17 protein-coding genes are annotated in these 18,272 nt (G+C 44.7%); 13 read left to right on the top strand and 4 right to left on the bottom strand.

Annotated elements, in window-relative coordinates; translation table 11 throughout:
- Window positions 1–867 precede the first annotated feature (867 nt).
- From gntK to ACETMN_RS33235, 3 genes are all read right to left on the bottom strand, one after another.
- A complete protein-coding gene (gene gntK, locus ACETMN_RS33245) occupies window positions 868–2,415 on the bottom strand; it encodes a gluconokinase (protein WP_411735623.1) in 1,548 nt (515 codons plus the stop codon).
- A gap of 66 nt (window positions 2,416–2,481) precedes the next feature.
- Entirely contained in the window at window positions 2,482–3,843 is a 1,362-nt protein-coding gene (locus ACETMN_RS33240) for a gluconate:H+ symporter (RefSeq protein WP_091012191.1), read from the bottom strand.
- Window positions 3,844–4,053: 210 nt separating this feature from the next.
- The gene (locus tag ACETMN_RS33235) at window positions 4,054–4,728 is read right to left on the bottom strand and encodes a GntR family transcriptional regulator (protein WP_017691412.1); all 675 of its coding nucleotides are present in this window, start codon (window positions 4,726–4,728) and stop codon (window positions 4,054–4,056) included.
- A 577-nt stretch (window positions 4,729–5,305) separates the two neighbouring features.
- On the opposite strand from ACETMN_RS33235, the gene rpmH reads away from it, so the two are divergent.
- From rpmH to ACETMN_RS33175, 12 genes are all read left to right on the top strand, one after another.
- Window positions 5,306–5,440 (top strand): 50S ribosomal protein L34, encoded by a 135-nt coding sequence (rpmH, locus tag ACETMN_RS33230; RefSeq protein ID WP_017691413.1) that lies wholly within the window; start codon window positions 5,306–5,308, stop codon window positions 5,438–5,440.
- Window positions 5,441–5,795: 355 nt separating this feature from the next.
- The gene (rnpA, locus tag ACETMN_RS33225) at window positions 5,796–6,146 is read left to right on the top strand and encodes a ribonuclease P protein component (RefSeq protein WP_091012193.1); all 351 of its coding nucleotides are present in this window, start codon (window positions 5,796–5,798) and stop codon (window positions 6,144–6,146) included.
- 75 nt (window positions 6,147–6,221) lie between these two features.
- The gene (locus ACETMN_RS33220; RefSeq protein ID WP_036671883.1) at window positions 6,222–7,100 is read left to right on the top strand and encodes a YidC/Oxa1 family membrane protein insertase; all 879 of its coding nucleotides are present in this window, start codon (window positions 6,222–6,224) and stop codon (window positions 7,098–7,100) included.
- The gene (gene jag / locus ACETMN_RS33215; RefSeq protein WP_036611977.1) at window positions 7,097–7,798 is read left to right on the top strand and encodes an RNA-binding cell elongation regulator Jag/EloR; all 702 of its coding nucleotides are present in this window, start codon (window positions 7,097–7,099) and stop codon (window positions 7,796–7,798) included. Before ACETMN_RS33220 ends, jag begins: the two co-directional genes overlap by 4 nt.
- A 211-nt stretch (window positions 7,799–8,009) precedes the next feature.
- Entirely contained in the window at window positions 8,010–9,386 is a 1,377-nt protein-coding gene (gene mnmE / locus ACETMN_RS33210) for a tRNA uridine-5-carboxymethylaminomethyl(34) synthesis GTPase MnmE (protein ID WP_036671881.1), read from the top strand.
- A 221-nt stretch (window positions 9,387–9,607) separates the two neighbouring features.
- Window positions 9,608–11,497 (top strand): tRNA uridine-5-carboxymethylaminomethyl(34) synthesis enzyme MnmG, encoded by a 1,890-nt coding sequence (mnmG, locus tag ACETMN_RS33205; protein ID WP_091012194.1) that lies wholly within the window; start codon window positions 9,608–9,610, stop codon window positions 11,495–11,497.
- The gene (gene rsmG, locus ACETMN_RS33200) at window positions 11,497–12,219 is read left to right on the top strand and encodes a 16S rRNA (guanine(527)-N(7))-methyltransferase RsmG (RefSeq protein ID WP_074092898.1); all 723 of its coding nucleotides are present in this window, start codon (window positions 11,497–11,499) and stop codon (window positions 12,217–12,219) included. Before mnmG ends, rsmG begins: the two co-directional genes overlap by 1 nt.
- A gap of 515 nt (window positions 12,220–12,734) precedes the next feature.
- Complete coding sequence (gene noc, locus ACETMN_RS33195; protein WP_091012196.1) at window positions 12,735–13,553, top strand: nucleoid occlusion protein; 819 nt, start codon at window positions 12,735–12,737, stop codon at window positions 13,551–13,553.
- Between the two features lie 189 nt (window positions 13,554–13,742).
- Window positions 13,743–14,504 (top strand): ParA family protein, encoded by a 762-nt coding sequence (locus ACETMN_RS33190; RefSeq protein ID WP_024629525.1) that lies wholly within the window; start codon window positions 13,743–13,745, stop codon window positions 14,502–14,504.
- Window positions 14,497–15,342 carry a ParB/RepB/Spo0J family partition protein gene (locus tag ACETMN_RS33185; protein WP_017691423.1) on the top strand — a complete coding sequence of 282 codons (846 nt, stop codon included), beginning with the start codon at window positions 14,497–14,499 and terminating at the stop codon, window positions 15,340–15,342. The genes ACETMN_RS33190 and ACETMN_RS33185 overlap by 8 nt, the downstream gene beginning before the upstream one ends.
- Before the next feature lie 161 nt (window positions 15,343–15,503).
- The gene (locus tag ACETMN_RS33180) at window positions 15,504–16,658 is read left to right on the top strand and encodes an aminotransferase class V-fold PLP-dependent enzyme (protein ID WP_091012197.1); all 1,155 of its coding nucleotides are present in this window, start codon (window positions 15,504–15,506) and stop codon (window positions 16,656–16,658) included.
- Window positions 16,659–16,798: 140 nt separating this feature from the next.
- Window positions 16,799–17,299 (top strand): DUF4446 family protein, encoded by a 501-nt coding sequence (locus ACETMN_RS33175; RefSeq protein WP_036611960.1) that lies wholly within the window; start codon window positions 16,799–16,801, stop codon window positions 17,297–17,299.
- On the opposite strand, the gene yyaC is transcribed toward ACETMN_RS33175, so the two are convergent.
- Complete coding sequence (yyaC, locus tag ACETMN_RS33170) at window positions 17,274–17,879, bottom strand: spore protease YyaC (RefSeq protein ID WP_091012199.1); 606 nt, start codon at window positions 17,877–17,879, stop codon at window positions 17,274–17,276. The two genes, ACETMN_RS33175 and yyaC, sit on opposite strands and share 26 nt — an antisense overlap.
- Window positions 17,880–17,996: 117 nt before the next feature.
- Here yyaC and ACETMN_RS33165 point away from each other — a divergent pair, with 117 nt between their 5' ends.
- The gene (locus tag ACETMN_RS33165) at window positions 17,997–18,260 is read left to right on the top strand and encodes a DUF3343 domain-containing protein (RefSeq protein WP_017691427.1); all 264 of its coding nucleotides are present in this window, start codon (window positions 17,997–17,999) and stop codon (window positions 18,258–18,260) included.
- Window positions 18,261–18,272 lie beyond the last annotated feature (12 nt).

Genomic DNA, 18,272 nt, shown 5'->3' with positions numbered 1-18,272 from the left:
AGACTGTCACTCCTTTTACATGTTCCAAGTGTGGCTTAAGCCATGATGCAGTGTCGAAATACGAGATATATTGTTGAATTTATCCCCAAACCCCCGCAGGTCGAAAACAAAAAAAGTATGAACAACGGAAAATTGTTCACAACTTTATCCACAGGCTGTTGATAATATTATGGGTCAGATCACATATTCACATCCAAAAGTAATACAATCATAGCAAAAGAAACCCCGCATTTCAACGTATCGCGTGATTTTATCCACAAATTCAATAACTTGTGTATAATTTTTAGTCACAACACAATATATTGTTTATAAACTGTTTAATTTTCGACAGAATGACCCAAAAACCAAAAATGTTTTATACACAGGTTATCCGTCAAATGATGCCAAATTGTGTGTAAAAGTATTCTTCGTTTGTGAATAACCTATCTGTGGATAACCGTGAAGTGAAAATGAGGCATGATCAAGATCGGAAAAAGAGTGATCTCTACCCCTCGTACTTTAATGCGAAGGCCAGATGATAAAATCCATGAATTCAGCGTAAGACTGGAAGGCGAGAAAAAATCCAAATTGACGTATCATTAAACAAGAAATATGATCTGGTTTCTGAGGAGATGGCGATCTGTAGACATCGATATATAGATGGAAAATTAACAAAGAGGAATTGATTTTAAGACAAGTGGAATATGAATTACCCGGAATAAGAGGTAAGCAGAAACTAAAATATTGAGGTAGAAGTGTATGACTATATAATATGGATCCGAACGACATTTTATGAAATTATCTTAAAAGAGGGTGTCCCCTAAAACCGATTTTGGTTTTAGGGGACACCCTCTTTTTTCGTACAGAGACGAAGTATGGATTGATGATTTAGAGACGGGGAAGGGACATCTTACGCTGGAATTCAGCGATATCTGCGTATTCCTCTTCCAGTTTGCGAGAGATCCGAATAAAGATGGGTAGCAGCTCCTGGTAGAGTACGGCATTCTCTTTGACAGGGGTATGCCGATGCGTTGTACCGACCATGGAAGAAACGGCATGAAGCGATTGGATCCGCCCTGTAGCGTACAAACCAAGCACGACGGCACCCAGACAGGAACTTTCGAAGCTCTCGGGTACAACCACTTCCTGATTGAAGATATCAGACATCATCTGGCGCCAGAGAGGAGAGCGTGCAAACCCACCGGTAGCTTGAATGGAGGTAGGTTGTCCAATCTGTTCTTCCATGGCGAGCAGTACCGTATATAGGTTGAAAATAACCCCTTCCAGGACAGCTCGGATCATATGCTCTTTCTGGTGATGGAGTGTTAAGCCAAAAAAGGAACCACGGGCATCCGGATTCCATAAAGGGGCACGTTCGCCCGAAAGGTACGGATGGAACAGAAGCCCTTCCGATCCCGGCCGGACACGTTCGGCAATTTTGGTCAGCACATCATAGGAATTGATGCCAAGTCGCTTCGCTGTTTCCACTTCAGATGCGGCGAATTCATCCCGTACCCAACGAAACAACATGCCACCGTTATTCACAGGTCCACCAATGACCCAAAGATTCTCTGTGAGGGCATAACAGAAGGTTCGACCTTTGGGATCGGTAACTGGACGGTCCACGACAGTGCGAATGGCCCCGCTGGTTCCGATGGTTGCTGCGACAACCCCAGGTTCAATGGCGTTTACGCCGAGATTGGATAAAACCCCATCACTTGCGCCAATAACAAAGGGCGTGGAGGGGGAGAGAGCCATTTTTTCAGCCGATTCGTGATTCATTCCTTCTAATATATATGTTGTAGGCACGAGCTTCGAGAGATGGTCGGGTGTAATGCCTGCAATCTCAAGGGCCTCTGCGTCCCAGTCCAGTTGTTCCAGATTGAGCAAGCCTGTGCAGGAAGCGATGGAATGGTCGACGACATATTGTCCGAATAGACGGAAGAACAGATATTCTTTAATCGAAATAAATTTGGCGGTACGCCCAAAAAGTTCAGTTTCATCGTGGCGTAGCCACATTAATTTGGTCAGCGGTGACATGGGATGGATCGGTGTACCTGTGCGCAGGTAGATGCGATGGCCCAATCCATTCTCTTGCAGCTGGGCAGACCAAGCTGCACTTCGATTATCCGCCCAGGTGATGCAACGGGTTAAGGGTGTGTTATCCTGTCCCATGGCAATGACACTATGCATAGCTGAGCTGCAGGATACTAACAGGATCTGCTCGGCAGCAACACCGCTCTGATCCATGACTCCACGGACAGAGCGGAGGGCCGCTTGTACAATCTCTTCAGGGTCCTGTTCGGCAACATCGGGTGCAGGGGTATACAAAGGGTATTCCTGTGTTGAGGTGCTGATGACGGAGCCTTGCTCGGTAAATAATACGGATTTGGTACTGGTGGTACCAATATCGATCCCAATCATGTAGTTGTTCATATATTTAATCCTTCTTTCTTCAGAAAGCGATGAGATTTTAATTTCTTTCTACTATAGAGAGTCCCTTTATACGACTGTACTCAGGAGCAAAATAAAGATCAGTCCGACCACGGATAATAGTGTTTCCATAACGGTCCACGTTTTCAATGTTTGGGCAACGCTCATATTAAAGAATTCTTTGATCATCCAGAATCCGGCATCGTTCACATGGGACAAGATGAGTGACCCTGCACCTGTGGCGAGTACAACCAGCTCAATATTGGCACCTGGTGTGAGTGCAAGCACCGGAGCGACGATGCCAGCAGCTGTGGTCATGGCTACGGTTGCTGAACCGGTAGCTACACGAATAAGTGCAGCGACAAGCCAAGCGAAGAAGATTACATTAATGTTGGCATGGGTGGCCACTTCAGCAATGGCGTTACCTACACCACTGTTAATCAATACCTGTTTGAAAGCACCGCCTCCGCCAATAATGAGAATGATGGTCGCCGTAGGCGCCAGACATTCACTGGTGAAGCGGGAAATATCGTGTTTGGTGAACCCACGTGCAAAGCCGAGTGAAAAGAGGGCAAATACAACTGAAATGAGCAGAGCAATGATCTCATGACCGATAAATTCACTGAAAACGGTGAAGCCGCTCGTGGCGTTTGGGTCAATGATGCTGGCTATGGAACCAATCAGCATCAAAATAACCGGCAGCAATATGGTAAACAGGGTAATACCAAACCCAGGCATGTTGCTGTTTGTTTTGGTTGCGAATTGTTCAGCCAGTTCAGCTGGCGGTTCGGTGTGTATTCTTTTACCAATAAATTTACCAAACAAGGGACCTGCAATAATCGCTGTAGGAATACCAACAATAAGGGAGTACAAAATGGTTTTACCCAGATCTGCGCTGAAGGCCTCAATTGCAATCATTGGCGCTGGATGGGGTGGAACCAAACCGTGTACAGTCGACAGACCCGCCAAAATGGGAATACCAATCTGCAGCAAAGACATGTTGGTTTTACGTGCAACGGTGAAAATGATGGGGATCATCAAAATCACGCCGACTTCGAAGAAAACAGGAATACCCACGATAAATCCAACAATCATCATGGCCCAGTGCACACGTTTCACACCAAACCGATCAACCAATGTAGTTGCAATGCGCTCGGCACCGCCTGATTCGGCCATCATCTTGCCAAGCATTGTACCGAGAGCAATAACAATTGCGATGGTTCCAAGTGTGCCTCCAAGTCCCCCGGTAATGGAAGAGATCACGTCGGCAGGTTTCATGCCTGTAAGCAAACCGAGCATTAATGCGGACAACAGCAGGGTGATAAAGGGATTCCATTTATACTTGGAAATCAAAACGATCAGAAAAATGATCGCAATTAACGTCCAAACCAATAATGTTGCGTTATGTGATAGTCCAAAAAGAGTGCTCATGATGTTGTGTGCTCCTTTATTTCTGATATAGAACGCTTACAAGTGAAATTATCGTCAACAATTAAATGTGCACCAGTAATGCAGAAGGTGTTAGCGAAAAATGTAGTTTTATCATGCCCAAATTTGAAACAAAATCGCATTTTGTATACTTGTCGACAAGTTAAGCCGCAATCATTCACGACGGATATGATTGCAATCGCCTTGCATCGATTAAGAATCAAAGCTTTCGTGCAGGGTTTTGCCAGAATCTTGGAAATACGTGCGGACGCCAGCCTGAATGAGCATCTTGTCACCTGATTCAAGTGCTTCAACGAGCAAACGATGCTTTTCAATTACAGCGCTTACTTTCTGCTCGCCTTGAACAAAAACTCTGCGCGTTGTGAGCAGCATCACGGTCATCACAACATATCGAATGCTCTTCCATAGATGTGAAATACGGGAATGCTGAGCAGCTTCAATGATGGTCTCGTGAAAAACGAGATCCTGATAGGCAAATTCGACGGCGTCCTGATGCCGTCCCGCAAGTTGCATTTTGTCAATCACGTTACGTAGCTGGGTGATTAATGATTCTGGGACATCACCAGCAAGTCGCTGCTGCACAAAACTTTCAATCAGGAAACGGACATCATACAATTCTTCGACATCCTTGATTCGTAGTCCAATGACAACGACACCCATACGTTCAAGTCGAATAAGTCCTTCATTAGACAAAGTTCGTAATGCTTCACGGACAGGTGAACGACTGCTGTCAAAATCAGCCGCAATTCGGTTTTCCGACAAAATCTCTCCAGGTCGAAGGGTACCGCTGATGATCCGCAGCCTTAATTCGCAGGCAATGGCTTCACCACGGGAAGCCCCTTGAAGCCAGGAAGAAGGAAATAACATATGGCTAACGCTCCTATTAATAAGTAATCAGTTCATTACTGATCATAGCATAACTATTTTGCGGACTGGACATTCAGTTCAATCCATAGTCTGTAGCTACAAGCTAACGGCTAATTGTTTTTTTCAAAGGACTACTTGTATACAAGATGTGATTTTTATCCTACACCTTTCTCAAAAGCTTGTAAACCTTAATTGAAGCGGATACAACCGGATTAGAATTTGACGATATTTATAGCCTAAATCATTATCCACATGTGAATAACTTCAAACAGGATGTCATAAAGGAGATAACAGGTATTGGAGGGTGTGGATAACTATAAATGCTGAAAAATGGTGATCTTTATCAGGGTCTGGGGATAACTTTCAGGACTGTCTTCGGGGCTTGATAATGGTATTGAAGTGAACGGACTGTGGTCATTGCTTTGGGTGGGATGGAGAGTGTATATAAAAGAGGGAGAAGCCTTGCGCCATGCAGTTGACTTTTCCAGGTGATCATGGTTAAATATATAAAGGTGTTTTCTGTGAAGATGAAAGTGATTCATCACATAAGTATTTCCTTGTGAGGAGGTGCAATACATTGAGACCTACATTCAAACCGAACGTTAGCAAACGTAAAAAAGTTCATGGTTTCCGGAAAAGAATGAGCACGAGCAACGGCCGTAAAATTTTGGCCGCACGTCGCCTTAAAGGCCGTAAAAACCTGAGTGCTTAATGCATTGAAGACCACCGAGGTGGTCTTTTTTTTCTTAATTTGGATCATTTCAGACTGGATGCTGGTACAGATCAGGTCTGAATGGTCTGCGAAAAAGCTCTGAATATACATCTATGTATGTTGAGTGAGTTTTCCATTTTCGAAAACTTACCTTATATAGAGATGAAGTGTTGGTTCGGTTAAATGTCCGATCTACTATCATCCCGGATGATTGTGTGGCTCATATGGCCGTTCAAACATCATCCCAAATGAAGTTGTCGCCAAGACGGTTTACCGTCATTCAAGAAAGCCTATACTAAATCAGTAATGAGGCCTCCGTCAATAACATTGGTGGAGAACAGCAAGGAGAAGCGCCGTGTATAAAAGACTGCGTCTACGAAACCGGGCGGACTTTAGCCGCGTATACCGGTATGGGAAATCGTTTGCCAATCATCAATTCGTGGTGTATGGTTGTCGCCGTAAAGATACGGAACAATTTCGGGTCGGCGTATCATGCAGCAAGAAAATCGGAAACGCTGTCGTACGCAACCGGATGAGACGCATGATTAAGGAAATTATTCGTCATCATGAGCATGAGATCGTCACGCAGATGGATCTGATTTTTATCGTCAGAAAAGGTGCACTGGACATGCCCTATAAGGAAATGGAAAAAAGCCTGCTGCATGCGCTGCGTAAGGGCTCTCTTTTGAAGTCGGGCAAGCGGTAAGCTTCGGTTTATTTGTCCTCCTAATTATGGTATGATTTTACGATGGAATGGATTGGTTAAGAGAGGGGTTATGAAGTGTCGCGATTGAAGACATCAAAGGGGAAGTGGATTCTCCTCATTGCAGTCATTGCAATGGTCACCGTACTCGCCGGATGTACTCCACAAGGAGCCGGGGTTACTACGGAAGATCTAAAGAACAGTGGCTCATTCTGGCAAAGTAATGTTGTATATTGGTTTTCACTAGCGCTCGATACTTTCGCCAACTGGTTCAACGGTGAATATGGACTGGCCGTCCTCGTGATGGTGCTTATTGTACGGACATTGATTTTACCATTAACAATGAAACAAGTCCGTAGCTCCAAAGCTATGCAGGCGATTCAGCCGCAGCTGAAGGAGATTCAAGCGAAGTTTAAAGATACACCTGAGAAAGTTCAGCAAGAAACAATGAAGTTGTTCCAGGAGAACAAAGTTAATCCGATGGCCGGTTGTCTGCCGCTTATCATTCAGATGCCGATTTACATCGCACTTTATAACTCAATTTACGGAAACTCCAGTCTGAGAACGCATGATTTCTTGTGGCTCCAGCTCGGATCACCCGATCACCTGTTTATTTTGCCAGTGCTGGCTGCCATCACAACATTCATTCAAACATGGATGATGATGCGTATGAACCCTGCACAGCAAGTGGGTCCGATGCAGTTTATGCTGTGGGTATACCCGATTTTGATCTTCGTGATGTCTTATCAGTTCCCGTCAGCACTTCCGCTGTACTGGTTCTACAGTAACATCTACACGATCGTACAAAACTATTTCCTTTACCGGAATAATGATAAAATCGTGGCTGAGGTCAACGTGAAGCAGAATAGCTCTTCCAAAAATGGAGCTAAACGCAAAAACGGTGGCAAAGCGACCGTCTCTGGAAAAGGGTCGAAAGGGGCCAAAAAATCGAAATGACCAAAGTCATTACGTCAGGAAAAACCGTTGAAGATGCTGTAAACCAAGGATTGACCGAGCTTGGCGTAAGTCGGGACAAGGTCGAGATACAAGTGTTAGAGCAGCCGTCAAAAGGATTCCTGGGTTTGTTCGGGGTGAGGGCGGCCAAAGTTGAAGTGAAATTGTTGCCTGTACCGGAAGTTGTTCCACAGCCGATCAAGCCAGCTGCATACAAATCTGAGGTAGATGCATTACTTGAGGATGTTGCAGCTAAAAATCCCTATGAAGAAGCGGCTGCCTTCTTGAAAGAGGTCGCAGCAGGTATGGGACTGGATGTTGAAGTGCATATCAAAAAACAGCGGGATGGACATATCTTCAATATTGCCGGCGAAGATCTGGGCATGATTATTGGCAGACGTGGACAGACGCTGGATGCGCTTCAGTATCTAACGAACATTGTAGCGAACCGATATTCGGAAAGCTTCGTTCGAATTGTGCTCGACGCGGAGAATTTCCGTCAACGTCGGCGGAAGACACTGGAGGATCTGGCTGAACGGTTGGCTGGGCAAGCAATCCGTACCGGTAAGGAAGTTGTACTGGAGCCAATGCCTCCGCTCGAACGAAAAGTCATCCATGCAAAACTGCAAAATCACCCGCAGATTAAGACGTTAAGTAAGGGCGAGGAGCCTAATCGGCGTGTGGTTATTACGACGAAATAACACGAAATTGAAGACGCAATGGCTTCCTGCCCGGTGCAGAAGCCATTGCTTTTTTCGTACAGAAGCAATTTGATAAGGTGCGTAGAACAAGTAAAGAGTGAACTTAATACGATAAGCAGCATGTCATATGATATATCATTAATAGATTTGAAAATGGATATGGCGTCCCTAAAGGGATGGCAATTTTAAAATAGAGCAAGGAGAGATAACCATGATCAGTGATACGATCACAGCGATATCAACGGCTGTCGGAGAGGCGGGTATCGCCGTGATCCGGGTCAGCGGCCCGGAAGCAGTGTCGGAGACGGAAAAGATTTTTCGCAGCAAAACCCCTTTAACTCAGGCAGCATCTCACACGGTTCATTATGGTCATATCATAGATCCCGTTAATGGGGAAAAGATTGAGGAAGTATTGGTTACGGTCATGCGAGCACCGCGTTCGTTCACAACAGAAGATGTGGTGGAGATCAGTGCGCATGGCGGTGTAGTGTCTGTTAAACGGGTCATGGACCTGTTGTTGCAGCTTGATATTCGTCTGGCTGAACCCGGTGAATTCACAAAGCGTGCTTTCCTTAATGGGCGGATTGACCTGTCTCAGGCTGAAGGTGTCATGGATCTTATTCGTTCCAAATCGGACAGAGCTTTCTCGGTTGCATTGAAACAGGTTGAAGGCAAACTATCCTCCAAATTGCGTGATCTACGATATACACTGGTGGAAACACTGGCTCATATTGAAGTGAATATCGATTATCCCGAGCATGATGTGGAGTCGTTAACGTCTGATTTTATTAAAGAAAAGTCCAGTCAGGTTATGACTGAAATTGATAAATTGCTGACTACAGCAGAGCAAGGAAAGATCCTGCGAGAAGGTATAACGACCGCTATTGTTGGACGACCTAACGTAGGTAAATCCTCATTAATGAACACACTCGCTCAAGATAATCGGGCTATCGTCACGGACATTCCAGGAACAACTCGTGATGTGATCGAGGAATTCATTACGATCAATAATATCCCACTGAAGTTGCTGGATACGGCAGGGATCCGGGAAACAATGGACGTTGTAGAGAAGATCGGGGTAGAACGCTCTCGCTCTGCGGTAAGTGAAGCCGATCTGATCTTAATGGTTGTGAATGCTGCGGAGCCACTTCATCCCGATGAGATTGAATTATTGGAACAAATCCGCGGTAGACAATCGATAATCATTATGAATAAAATGGACTTAACGCCACAGGTGGAACGTGACGTGCTGCTTCGTTACATTCCGGAAGAACGGCTTGTACCGATGTCGGTGAAAGATGATCTGGGTGTGGATCGACTGGAAGATGCCATCTCTACGCTATTCTTCAGTGGTAAACTGGAGTCCGCAGACCTGACCTATGTCAGTAATGTGCGTCATATTGCTTTGCTCAAGAAAGCGAAGCAGTCCCTGGTTGATGCCTATGAAGCAGCAGAGCAGTTCATTCCAATCGATATGATACAGATTGATGTTCGTTTGGCGTGGGAGCATTTGGGCGAGATTGTTGGGGATACAGCACATGATGCATTAATTGATCAGATTTTCTCCCAGTTCTGTCTAGGAAAGTAAAAAAATATACTGCCGATTGACTTAAATCGTGGTGTATGATAGAAAGGTACAATTTCTGCCTGTTGTCAAAGGATAGAATGATATTGTAGCCATTACGTGTTGGTTTCATATAGATAGGAATGCAAGTTCCGATGAACGGTTAGAAGTAGTCTCATTATTGTAGAACATGATCCGTCTGTGTGAGTTACATCAAATGCAGCGGAATAAGGAGGTAAACGGGAATGGCTTTTGATGGCGGCAGTTATGATGTAATCGTCGTTGGTGCAGGACATGCTGGTGTAGAATCCGCGCTGGCCGCAGCTCGTATGGGGTCCAAAACACTAATGATTACGATCAATCTGGACATGGTGGCCTTTATGCCTTGTAACCCATCTATTGGGGGACCGGCCAAAGGACATGTTGTACGCGAGATTGATGCACTTGGTGGAGAAATGGGACGGAATATCGATAAAACCTTTATTCAGATGCGAATGCTTAACACGGGCAAAGGGCCTGCTGTTCACGCGCTTCGTGCTCAGGCAGATAAATTCTCCTACCAGCATAAAATGAAGGAAACGATGGAGAATGAACGTAATCTGACAATGCGTCAGGGTATGGTTGATCGACTGATCGTTGAAGATGGAAAATGTGTAGGCGTTGTGACCCAGACCGGAACAGAGTATCGGGCTAAAGCAGTCGTTCTAACGACAGGCACATATTTGCGCGGCAAAGTGATTATGGGCGAGTTGATGTATGAGAGTGGACCAAATAATCAACAACCCTCTCTTAAATTGTCAGAGAATCTGCGTGAACTGGGCTTTGATCTGGTTCGTTTCAAAACGGGTACACCACCACGCGTGCATAAGGATACGATTGATTTTAGCAAAACCGAAATTCAGCCTGGTGATGACAAGCCGAAGTTCTTTTCCTATGAAACAGAATCTTCCGATAATGAGCAGTTGCCTTGCTGGTTGACGTATACATCTGTGGATACACATCAGATTATTAATGATAATCTGCATCGTGCTCCGATGTTCTCGGGGCTTATTGAAGGAACCGGACCACGTTATTGCCCTTCTATTGAAGATAAAATTGTTCGTTTCAGTGACAAGCCGAAACATCAGATATTCCTTGAGCCGGAAGGCAAGAACACATCCGAGTATTACGTACAGGGGTTGTCTACGAGTATGCCAGAAGACGTTCAACTGGCTATGCTGCGTTCAATTCCAGGTATGGAAAAAGTGGAAATGATGCGTAACGGTTATGCGATTGAATACGATGCGATGGTGCCTACACAATTGTGGCCTTCACTGGAAACTAAACGTTTACCAGGTCTGTTTACGGCGGGTCAGATTAATGGTACCTCCGGCTATGAAGAAGCAGCAGGACAAGGTGTTATGGCTGGAATCAACGCTGCACTCAAAGTACAGGGGAAAGAGCCGGTAATACTGGATCGTTCCCAAGGTTATATTGGCGTGCTGATTGATGATCTGGTCACAAAGGGTACAAATGAACCGTATCGTCTGTTGACTTCACGCGCTGAATATCGTCTGTTGCTTCGCCATGATAATGCAGATATGCGTTTGACGGAAATTGGACATGACATTGGCCTGATCCCTGAAGAGCGTTATGCGAAATTCCTGGATAAAAAGGCGAAAGTCGAGCAGGAAGTTGCACGTCTGAAAGTGGCTAAAGCTCGCCCGGTTGAAGTGAATGCCAAGCTGGAAGAGTACGGATCTACACCTATTCAGGATGGCAGTACGTTGCTTACCTTGCTGCGTCGCCCGGAGCTGGGGTATGAACTGATTGAACAGCTCTCACCATCTGAGGTAGAACTGACAGCAGATATGAAAGAACAAGTGGAAATACAAATTAAATATGCGGGTTATATTGAGAAACAATTGATCCACGTGGAACGTTTGCAAAAGATGGAGAAAAAGAAAATTCCGGACACCATCGTATATGATGAGATTCATGGTCTTGCTATGGAAGCCAAACAGAAGCTCACTATGATTCGTCCAATCTCGATTGGTCAGGCTTCTCGTATTGCTGGAGTTACTCCTGCCGACATCTCCATTCTGCTGGTCTACCTGGAGCATTATAACCGTGTAACCGCAGCAAGGGGACAATAATGGACGATATTCAACAGCAACTGCAGCGGCGCTTAAAGAAACATGGATTAGAGCTGGGCGAACTCCAGTTGGAGCAATTCGAACTGTATTATCAGGAACTGGTATCCTGGAATGAAAAGATGAATCTGACGGGCATAACGGATCGGGAGCAAGTGTATACAAAACATTTCTATGATTCGGTATCGTTGGCCTTTTATACAGACATGACCAAAGTGAATAAGCTTGCTGATATTGGATCAGGAGCAGGTTTTCCGGGATTGCCACTGAAAATCTGTTTCCCGCATATTAAGCTGACGATCATTGATTCATTAAATAAACGTATTGGCTTTCTACAGCATGTGGTAGATATCCTTGGCCTGACTGATGTGGAATTGGTCCATGGACGTGCTGAAGAGATTGCACGCAAAGAAGGGTATCGTGACAGCTACGATCTTGTTACGGCGCGTGCAGTAGCCAAGCTGGCTGTGCTAAATGAATTCTGTCTTCCTTTTGTTCGTAAAAGTGGAATATTCGCTGCCATGAAGGGCGGAGACCCGCGTGAAGAAATGAAGGAAGCGGAGTTCAGCTTCAATCAGCTGAAAGGACGGGTTAAGGCCGTTCATCCTTTCCAGCTGCCGGTTGAAGAATCAGAGCGTCACATCATTCTGATTCAGAAATTTGATAAGACACCATATAAGTATCCACGCAAACCAGGTACTCCAATGAAGACTCCGCTGATATAGTTGCCTGATGGTTTTGAAGTGAGTCAAAACGAAATAGAATTATAGACATAGATAAAGAGGATGTTTCACGTGAAACATTCTCTTTTTTTTGTTTTCTGAAATGGAGGACTGGATCAACATTACAGATACTTCGTATTACATATTCCTTAAAGAACCTGTAATGATGAATTTCACGCACAGTAACTCATGAACAATTTCATTAATTGAATGTGTGCAAGTCGTCATATTTCCAATATTCACAAAGAAAAAGCAGGAAAATTAGCAGAGTTTAAAGAATAGGTAAGCATAGGATTATGATAGAAAAGATGATAGAATAGAAGTATCCGATCCTGGGTCACAGCGATCATAGATTATATGTATAGATAGATGGATATGCGTTCGATGTTGCATGACAGAAAGCGTTACGAAAGGCAAAACTTATTCCAAGAACGATGCATGTGAAAGGTCGCTTATTGAATAAGAAGCACCTGCAAAGACTGTGGGAGCTATTACGAAACTAGGTGGTAATCTGCGGAATGAAAGAACAATTTTCGAAGTTGTTTGGTTTGGCGGAGCGCAATAACGGAGATGAGATCAAACAGATTCCGGTTAATGAAATTGTGAGCAGCCCATATCAACCCCGTACTATTTTTGATGATGATAAGATTGATGAGTTGTTGCAGACGATCAAAACACATGGTGTAATTCAGCCTATTGTCGTTCGCGTGCGAAATGGATCATATGAGATTATTGCCGGGGAACGTCGCTGGCGTGCAGTTCGAAAATTGGGTTTGGATACGATTCCGGCTATTGTGCGTGAATTCAACGACTCTCAGGCCGCATCCATTGCTCTGATTGAGAACTTGCAGCGTGAAGGATTGACTTCAATTGAGGAAGCTGTCGCTTATCAGAAGCTGATCGACTTGCATCAATTGACACAGGAAAGTCTGGCACAACGACTCGGCAAAAGCCAGTCAACCATCGCAAATAAAATTCGGTTGTTACAGCTTCCGGAGGGCATTAAGGCCGCATTGATGGAACGCAAAATTTCTGAACGGCATGCAAGAGCATTACTTTCTCTGGATACGGAAGAACTGCAGATGAAGTTGCTCGGTGAAATTATTGAAAAAGAATTAAATGTGAAACAGACAGAGGCACGTGTTGCCTTCTACAAGGAATCTTCTAAGATTAAAAAATCTAGACGTGTTTCCTTTACCAAGGATGTAAGGCTTGCACTTAATACAATTCGCCAATCCATTGATATGGTAACTGGTTCTGGTCTGGACATCAAAACCAAAGAAGCAGACCATGAGGATCATTATGAGATCGTTATCCATATTCCAAAACGCAAATAATTGAAGCTTATGGCGGCAATGGGCCGCTTTTTATGTCTATAAAGCAAGTTAGGTCTGACATTTATAAAGAACGGTCGGTATATTGATGGAACGGTAGTTGTTGTTTGTGTGGACGATAGCCGCCTGCTTTTTGTTAACAATATCTCACAACCTACAGAAAAGACTCCTATTTTATTTGAGGTGAAGTAATTGTCTAAGATTATGGCCGTAGCAAATCAAAAGGGCGGTGTGGGGAAAACGACGACATCTGTTAACTTGGGTGCAGGACTGGCTTCACTCGGGAAAAGAGTATTGCTTGTCGATATTGACCCTCAGGGGAATACAACCAGCGGAGTCGGAATCAATAAAGCAGATGTGGCTAATTGTATATATGATGTCATTATTAATGAGGTTCCTCCTCAAGAAGCGATTGTGGAGACTCAGATTGAAGGCCTTCATATCATACCTGCAACGATTCAGCTTGCCGGAGCCGAGATCGAATTGGTGTCCACGATATCACGGGAAGTTCGCCTGAAAAAATCACTCGCCATGGTGAAAAAAAACTATGATTACATACTGATCGATTGTCCACCATCTCTTGGTATGTTAACGATCAATTCGTTGACTGCTTCCGATTCGGTGATCATTCCGATTCAGTGTGAGTATTATGCACTTGAAGGATTAAGTCAGTTGCTCAATACGGTTCGTCTGGTACAGAAACATCTGAATACATCCTTGCAGATTGAAGGGGTATTGCTGACGATGTTTGATGCGCGGACCAATCTGGGAATTCAGGTTATTGAAGAAGTGAAAAAGTATTTTCAACAAAAAGTATATCAAACAATTATTCCGCGTAACGTACGGCTTAGTGAAGCACCATCTCATGGTCAATCCATTATCACGTATGACCCTCGTTCAAGAGGGGCGGAAGTGTATTTAGAGCTCGCAAAGGAAGTGATTTCTTATGAGTAAGCGGCTTGGAAAAGGTCTTGATGCCCTCATTCCTTCGCTTTCAATTAATGACGATGATAAAGTCGTAGAAATCCCGATTAGTCAACTGCGGGCTAACCCCTATCAACCACGTAAAGTATTTGATGAGGGCGCAATACATGAACTGGCTGAGTCCATTCGTCAGCATGGTGTCATACAACCCATTATTGTTCGTCCTGTATTGCGAGGTTATGAGATTATTGCCGGAGAACGACGGTTCAGAGCTTCGCAATATTGTGGTAATGCCACGGTACCGGCTGTAGTCCGCAACTTCAGTGATCAGCAGGTAATGGAGATTGCGTTGATCGAGAACCTGCAACGGGAGAATCTGAACGCCATGGAAGTTGCAGTTGCTTATCAGGGGTTAATGGATCAATTCGCGTTGACTCAGGAAGAGTTGTCTGTAAAAGTAGGTAAATCACGTTCTCACATTGCTAACTTCTTGCGTCTGTTATCGTTGCCTGAAGAAGTAAAAGACCATGTTTCACGTGGAACATTATCTATGGGACATGCACGTGCGATCGTTGGTGTGAAAGACGAGGTTGTGGTGAAGCAACTTGCCAAACAAACCATTGATCAGCAATGGAGTGTACGTGAGTTGGAGGAAGCTGTTCAACAATTGGATCGCTCCAAAACAGGTGAGGCTAAAGCCAAATCGAAGTTGAAAAAGAAAGATCCATTCATTGATACACTGGAAGAATCTCTGCGTGAACGTTTCAAAACAACAGTGAAAATCAAGCACAATAAAGATAAAGGTAAAATTGAGCTCAACTACTACAGTCAACAGGATCTGGAACGGCTATTGGAATTGTTACAGTAACAGTCGGTTCTATGATTCATTAACAACATGCGGGGCTTACTCATGTCATGACATATCGCCTCTGTTCCATGGAGAAACGATATGTCATTCTTTGTTTATAGGGTTATATGTGCACTACGTGCAGGGGAATTATTAATTTATGGGACAGAGGTGGTTGTGAGGTGGAGGGAGTTATCTATCTAGATCATGCAGCAACATCTTGGCCCAAACCACCTGCTGTCGGTGATGCGATGTTGAGCGCATTGGAGATTGCCGGAGCCAATCCTGGCAGAGGAAGTCACCGGATGGCTGTTCAGGCAAGTCGTGTATTGTTCGAGACGAGAAATTCCATATCCAATATCTTTGGAATCAAAAATGCTAATGATATTGCATTCGGATCAAATACGACAGAAGCACTGAATCTGGCGATTCAAGGCTCGCTCAGAGAGGGCGACCATGTGATTGCCACCATGGCTGAACATAACTCAGTCAGACGACCACTGGAGTACATGCGAAGACTCCGAAATGTGGAGATTGATTATGTACCTGTTAATGCTGCGGGAGCCATTGATCTGATGCAAATGGAACGTATGTTTCGTTCCAATACCAGATTGGTGGTATGTACACATAGTTCCAATCTACTTGGCAGTATTCTTCCAATTGGAGAAATTTCGTTCCTATGTCGTAAACATCAGGCGATCTTATTGGTAGATGCGGCTCAGAGTGCTGGGGTTATGCCTGTGAATGTACAACAATTGGGCATTGATATGTTGGCTTTTCCAGGGCACAAAGGACTGCTTGGTCCTCAGGGTACAGGGGGCTTGTACATTGCCCCAGAGCTCGATATAGAGCCTTTACTTCATGGAGGAACAGGAAGTCAGTCAGAAGCTCTGGAGCAGCCAAAGGTGCGTCCTGATCGGTATGAAGCGGGGACGCCGAATACAGTCGGGATCGCTGGGCTGAATGCGGGTGTGAAGCATGTACTTGAGATGACACCAGCGGTCATCTACCAACATGAGTGGGAACTGACCCAACATATGATGGATGGGCTGTCATCCGTTAAGGGCATTCGAATGCTTGGTCCAGAGATTGGACAGCCACGCACCGGATTAGTATCTTTTACTGTAGATGGGTATGATTCGGCACAACTCGCTTTCCGATTAGATCGGAATTATGGGATTGCGGTTCGCTCCGGTTTTCATTGCACACCGCTTGCACATGAATCTGCTGGTACAACTGCTACCGGAGCAGTAAGGGCCAGTGTGGGATACAATTCAACTAGAGAGCATGTGGATGCACTCGTTAAGGCAGTGCTGGAATTGACTGGGGCAGACTAGATTAGAGTTGAAATGATGAACTCATTGGATACAGGGTTGCTTGATTAAGCTTATGGATATCGGGTTGATTTATAATGAATGATAATATTACAGGACAGACGTTAATCTGATCAAAAATATAGAGGGGTAGTTGCAATTACATGGCTGAATTAAACGAGCTGATTCTGGAACAGCTGTTATGGATTATTGGCGGAATGGCATTACTTACGGTGATCTTGCTGATTGTGAGTATTGTTCAAGGGGCAAAGTTACGAAAGTTTAAACGTAAATATGAAGCCATGATGGCTGGCAGTGGAGTAGAGGACCTGGAATCGTTGCTGGTTAATCTGAAAATTCAGATGGACAGCATTGAGGATGAACACAAACTGCAAACGAATCAGCTGCAAGTTGTCATGCAAAAGCTGACCCGCATTCAAGGTAAAGTTGGCGTGAAAAGGTACAATGCATATGGAGAGCGTGGCAGTGATCTGAGCTTCTCAATGGCCATGATTAACGATAGCCAGGATGGCATGATTCTTACGGGGATATATAACCGCGACGGTTCTTATGTATATGCCAAACCTCTTAAAGGGGGAGAGTCCACGTATACTCTGTCCCCAGAGGAAAAGGAAGCTATTACTCTGGCACAGCAAGCAGAGTAGAACGTGTATGCCATTCCCGAATGGCCGAGTACAGACTGCTGGAAATAATCTCGGACATGCGCATAACAAGACTGAGCCGTGTGTTCTGTAAAACAAAGTATTCCATAAAGCCGCCGACGTTAACGATACCTGTCAGATGGATATCGCCGACCGGCGGTAATTCTTTATTTACCCCCGCACCCGGCTTGAGTGGACCATTCACAACTTGAATGCATCCCACACTGGATGATTGTCCGAGACAGGCGTCAATGCCAATCACATAAGGGTTTTGGTGTGTTTTCTGTATGTTGTGGAGTGTATCTTGCAGGTTCATCGCATGGACTGGTTCATCCAAGGTACCATATAGATGGAATAAAGGGCTGTCCCACTTGGAAAGGGCTGATCCGACCAGAGGACCAAGGCAGTCGCCTGTTGAGCGATCTGTGCCGATGCAGACAATCACTACATTTTGCAGAGAATGGGCTTTATAGAGATGGAACATTAAACGATGGGTAATGGCCGAGTGAATACCTGGATCGGTATGGGGGATTTTCAAACTGGTCATGTCTTGTGATGAAAAGGAACGCGAAGTAGGATTCATAGGATCTATCCTTTCCCTTGGAATAGTAGTAACAGTATATGGAAAGGTAGAGCGTTTTATACTTCACGAGGACAAGCTTTTTCTCTAGGGTTGGACGTATGGCGAAAGGAGCCGAACATGGACGAATGGATTAACGATTGGATGCTGATTGCGTTTGATTCAACCCAGCAGGCACTGCGTGCTGAAATGCTGCTGGAGTTTGCTGAGATAGAGATTGATTTGTTCCCTACACCAAAAGAAATTACAGCAGGGTGTGCGTTATGTATTCAGTTTCCAAAGGAGGATCTGGAGCGAGTGCAAAAGATCATTCGTAACGAGTTCGTAGAGATCCGAGGCCTCTATTTCAAAACAGAAGACAGCTATGATAACATACCGATGTAGAGGAGGCATGCT

Origin of the sequence: Paenibacillus sp. M2 (assembly GCF_046713495.1) — a bacterium.
Lineage (GTDB): Bacteria > Bacillota > Bacilli > Paenibacillales > Paenibacillaceae > Paenibacillus > Paenibacillus amylolyticus_B.
The sequence above is the reverse complement of the archived record's forward strand: the minus strand, read 5'-3'. Positions and strand labels throughout refer to the sequence as shown.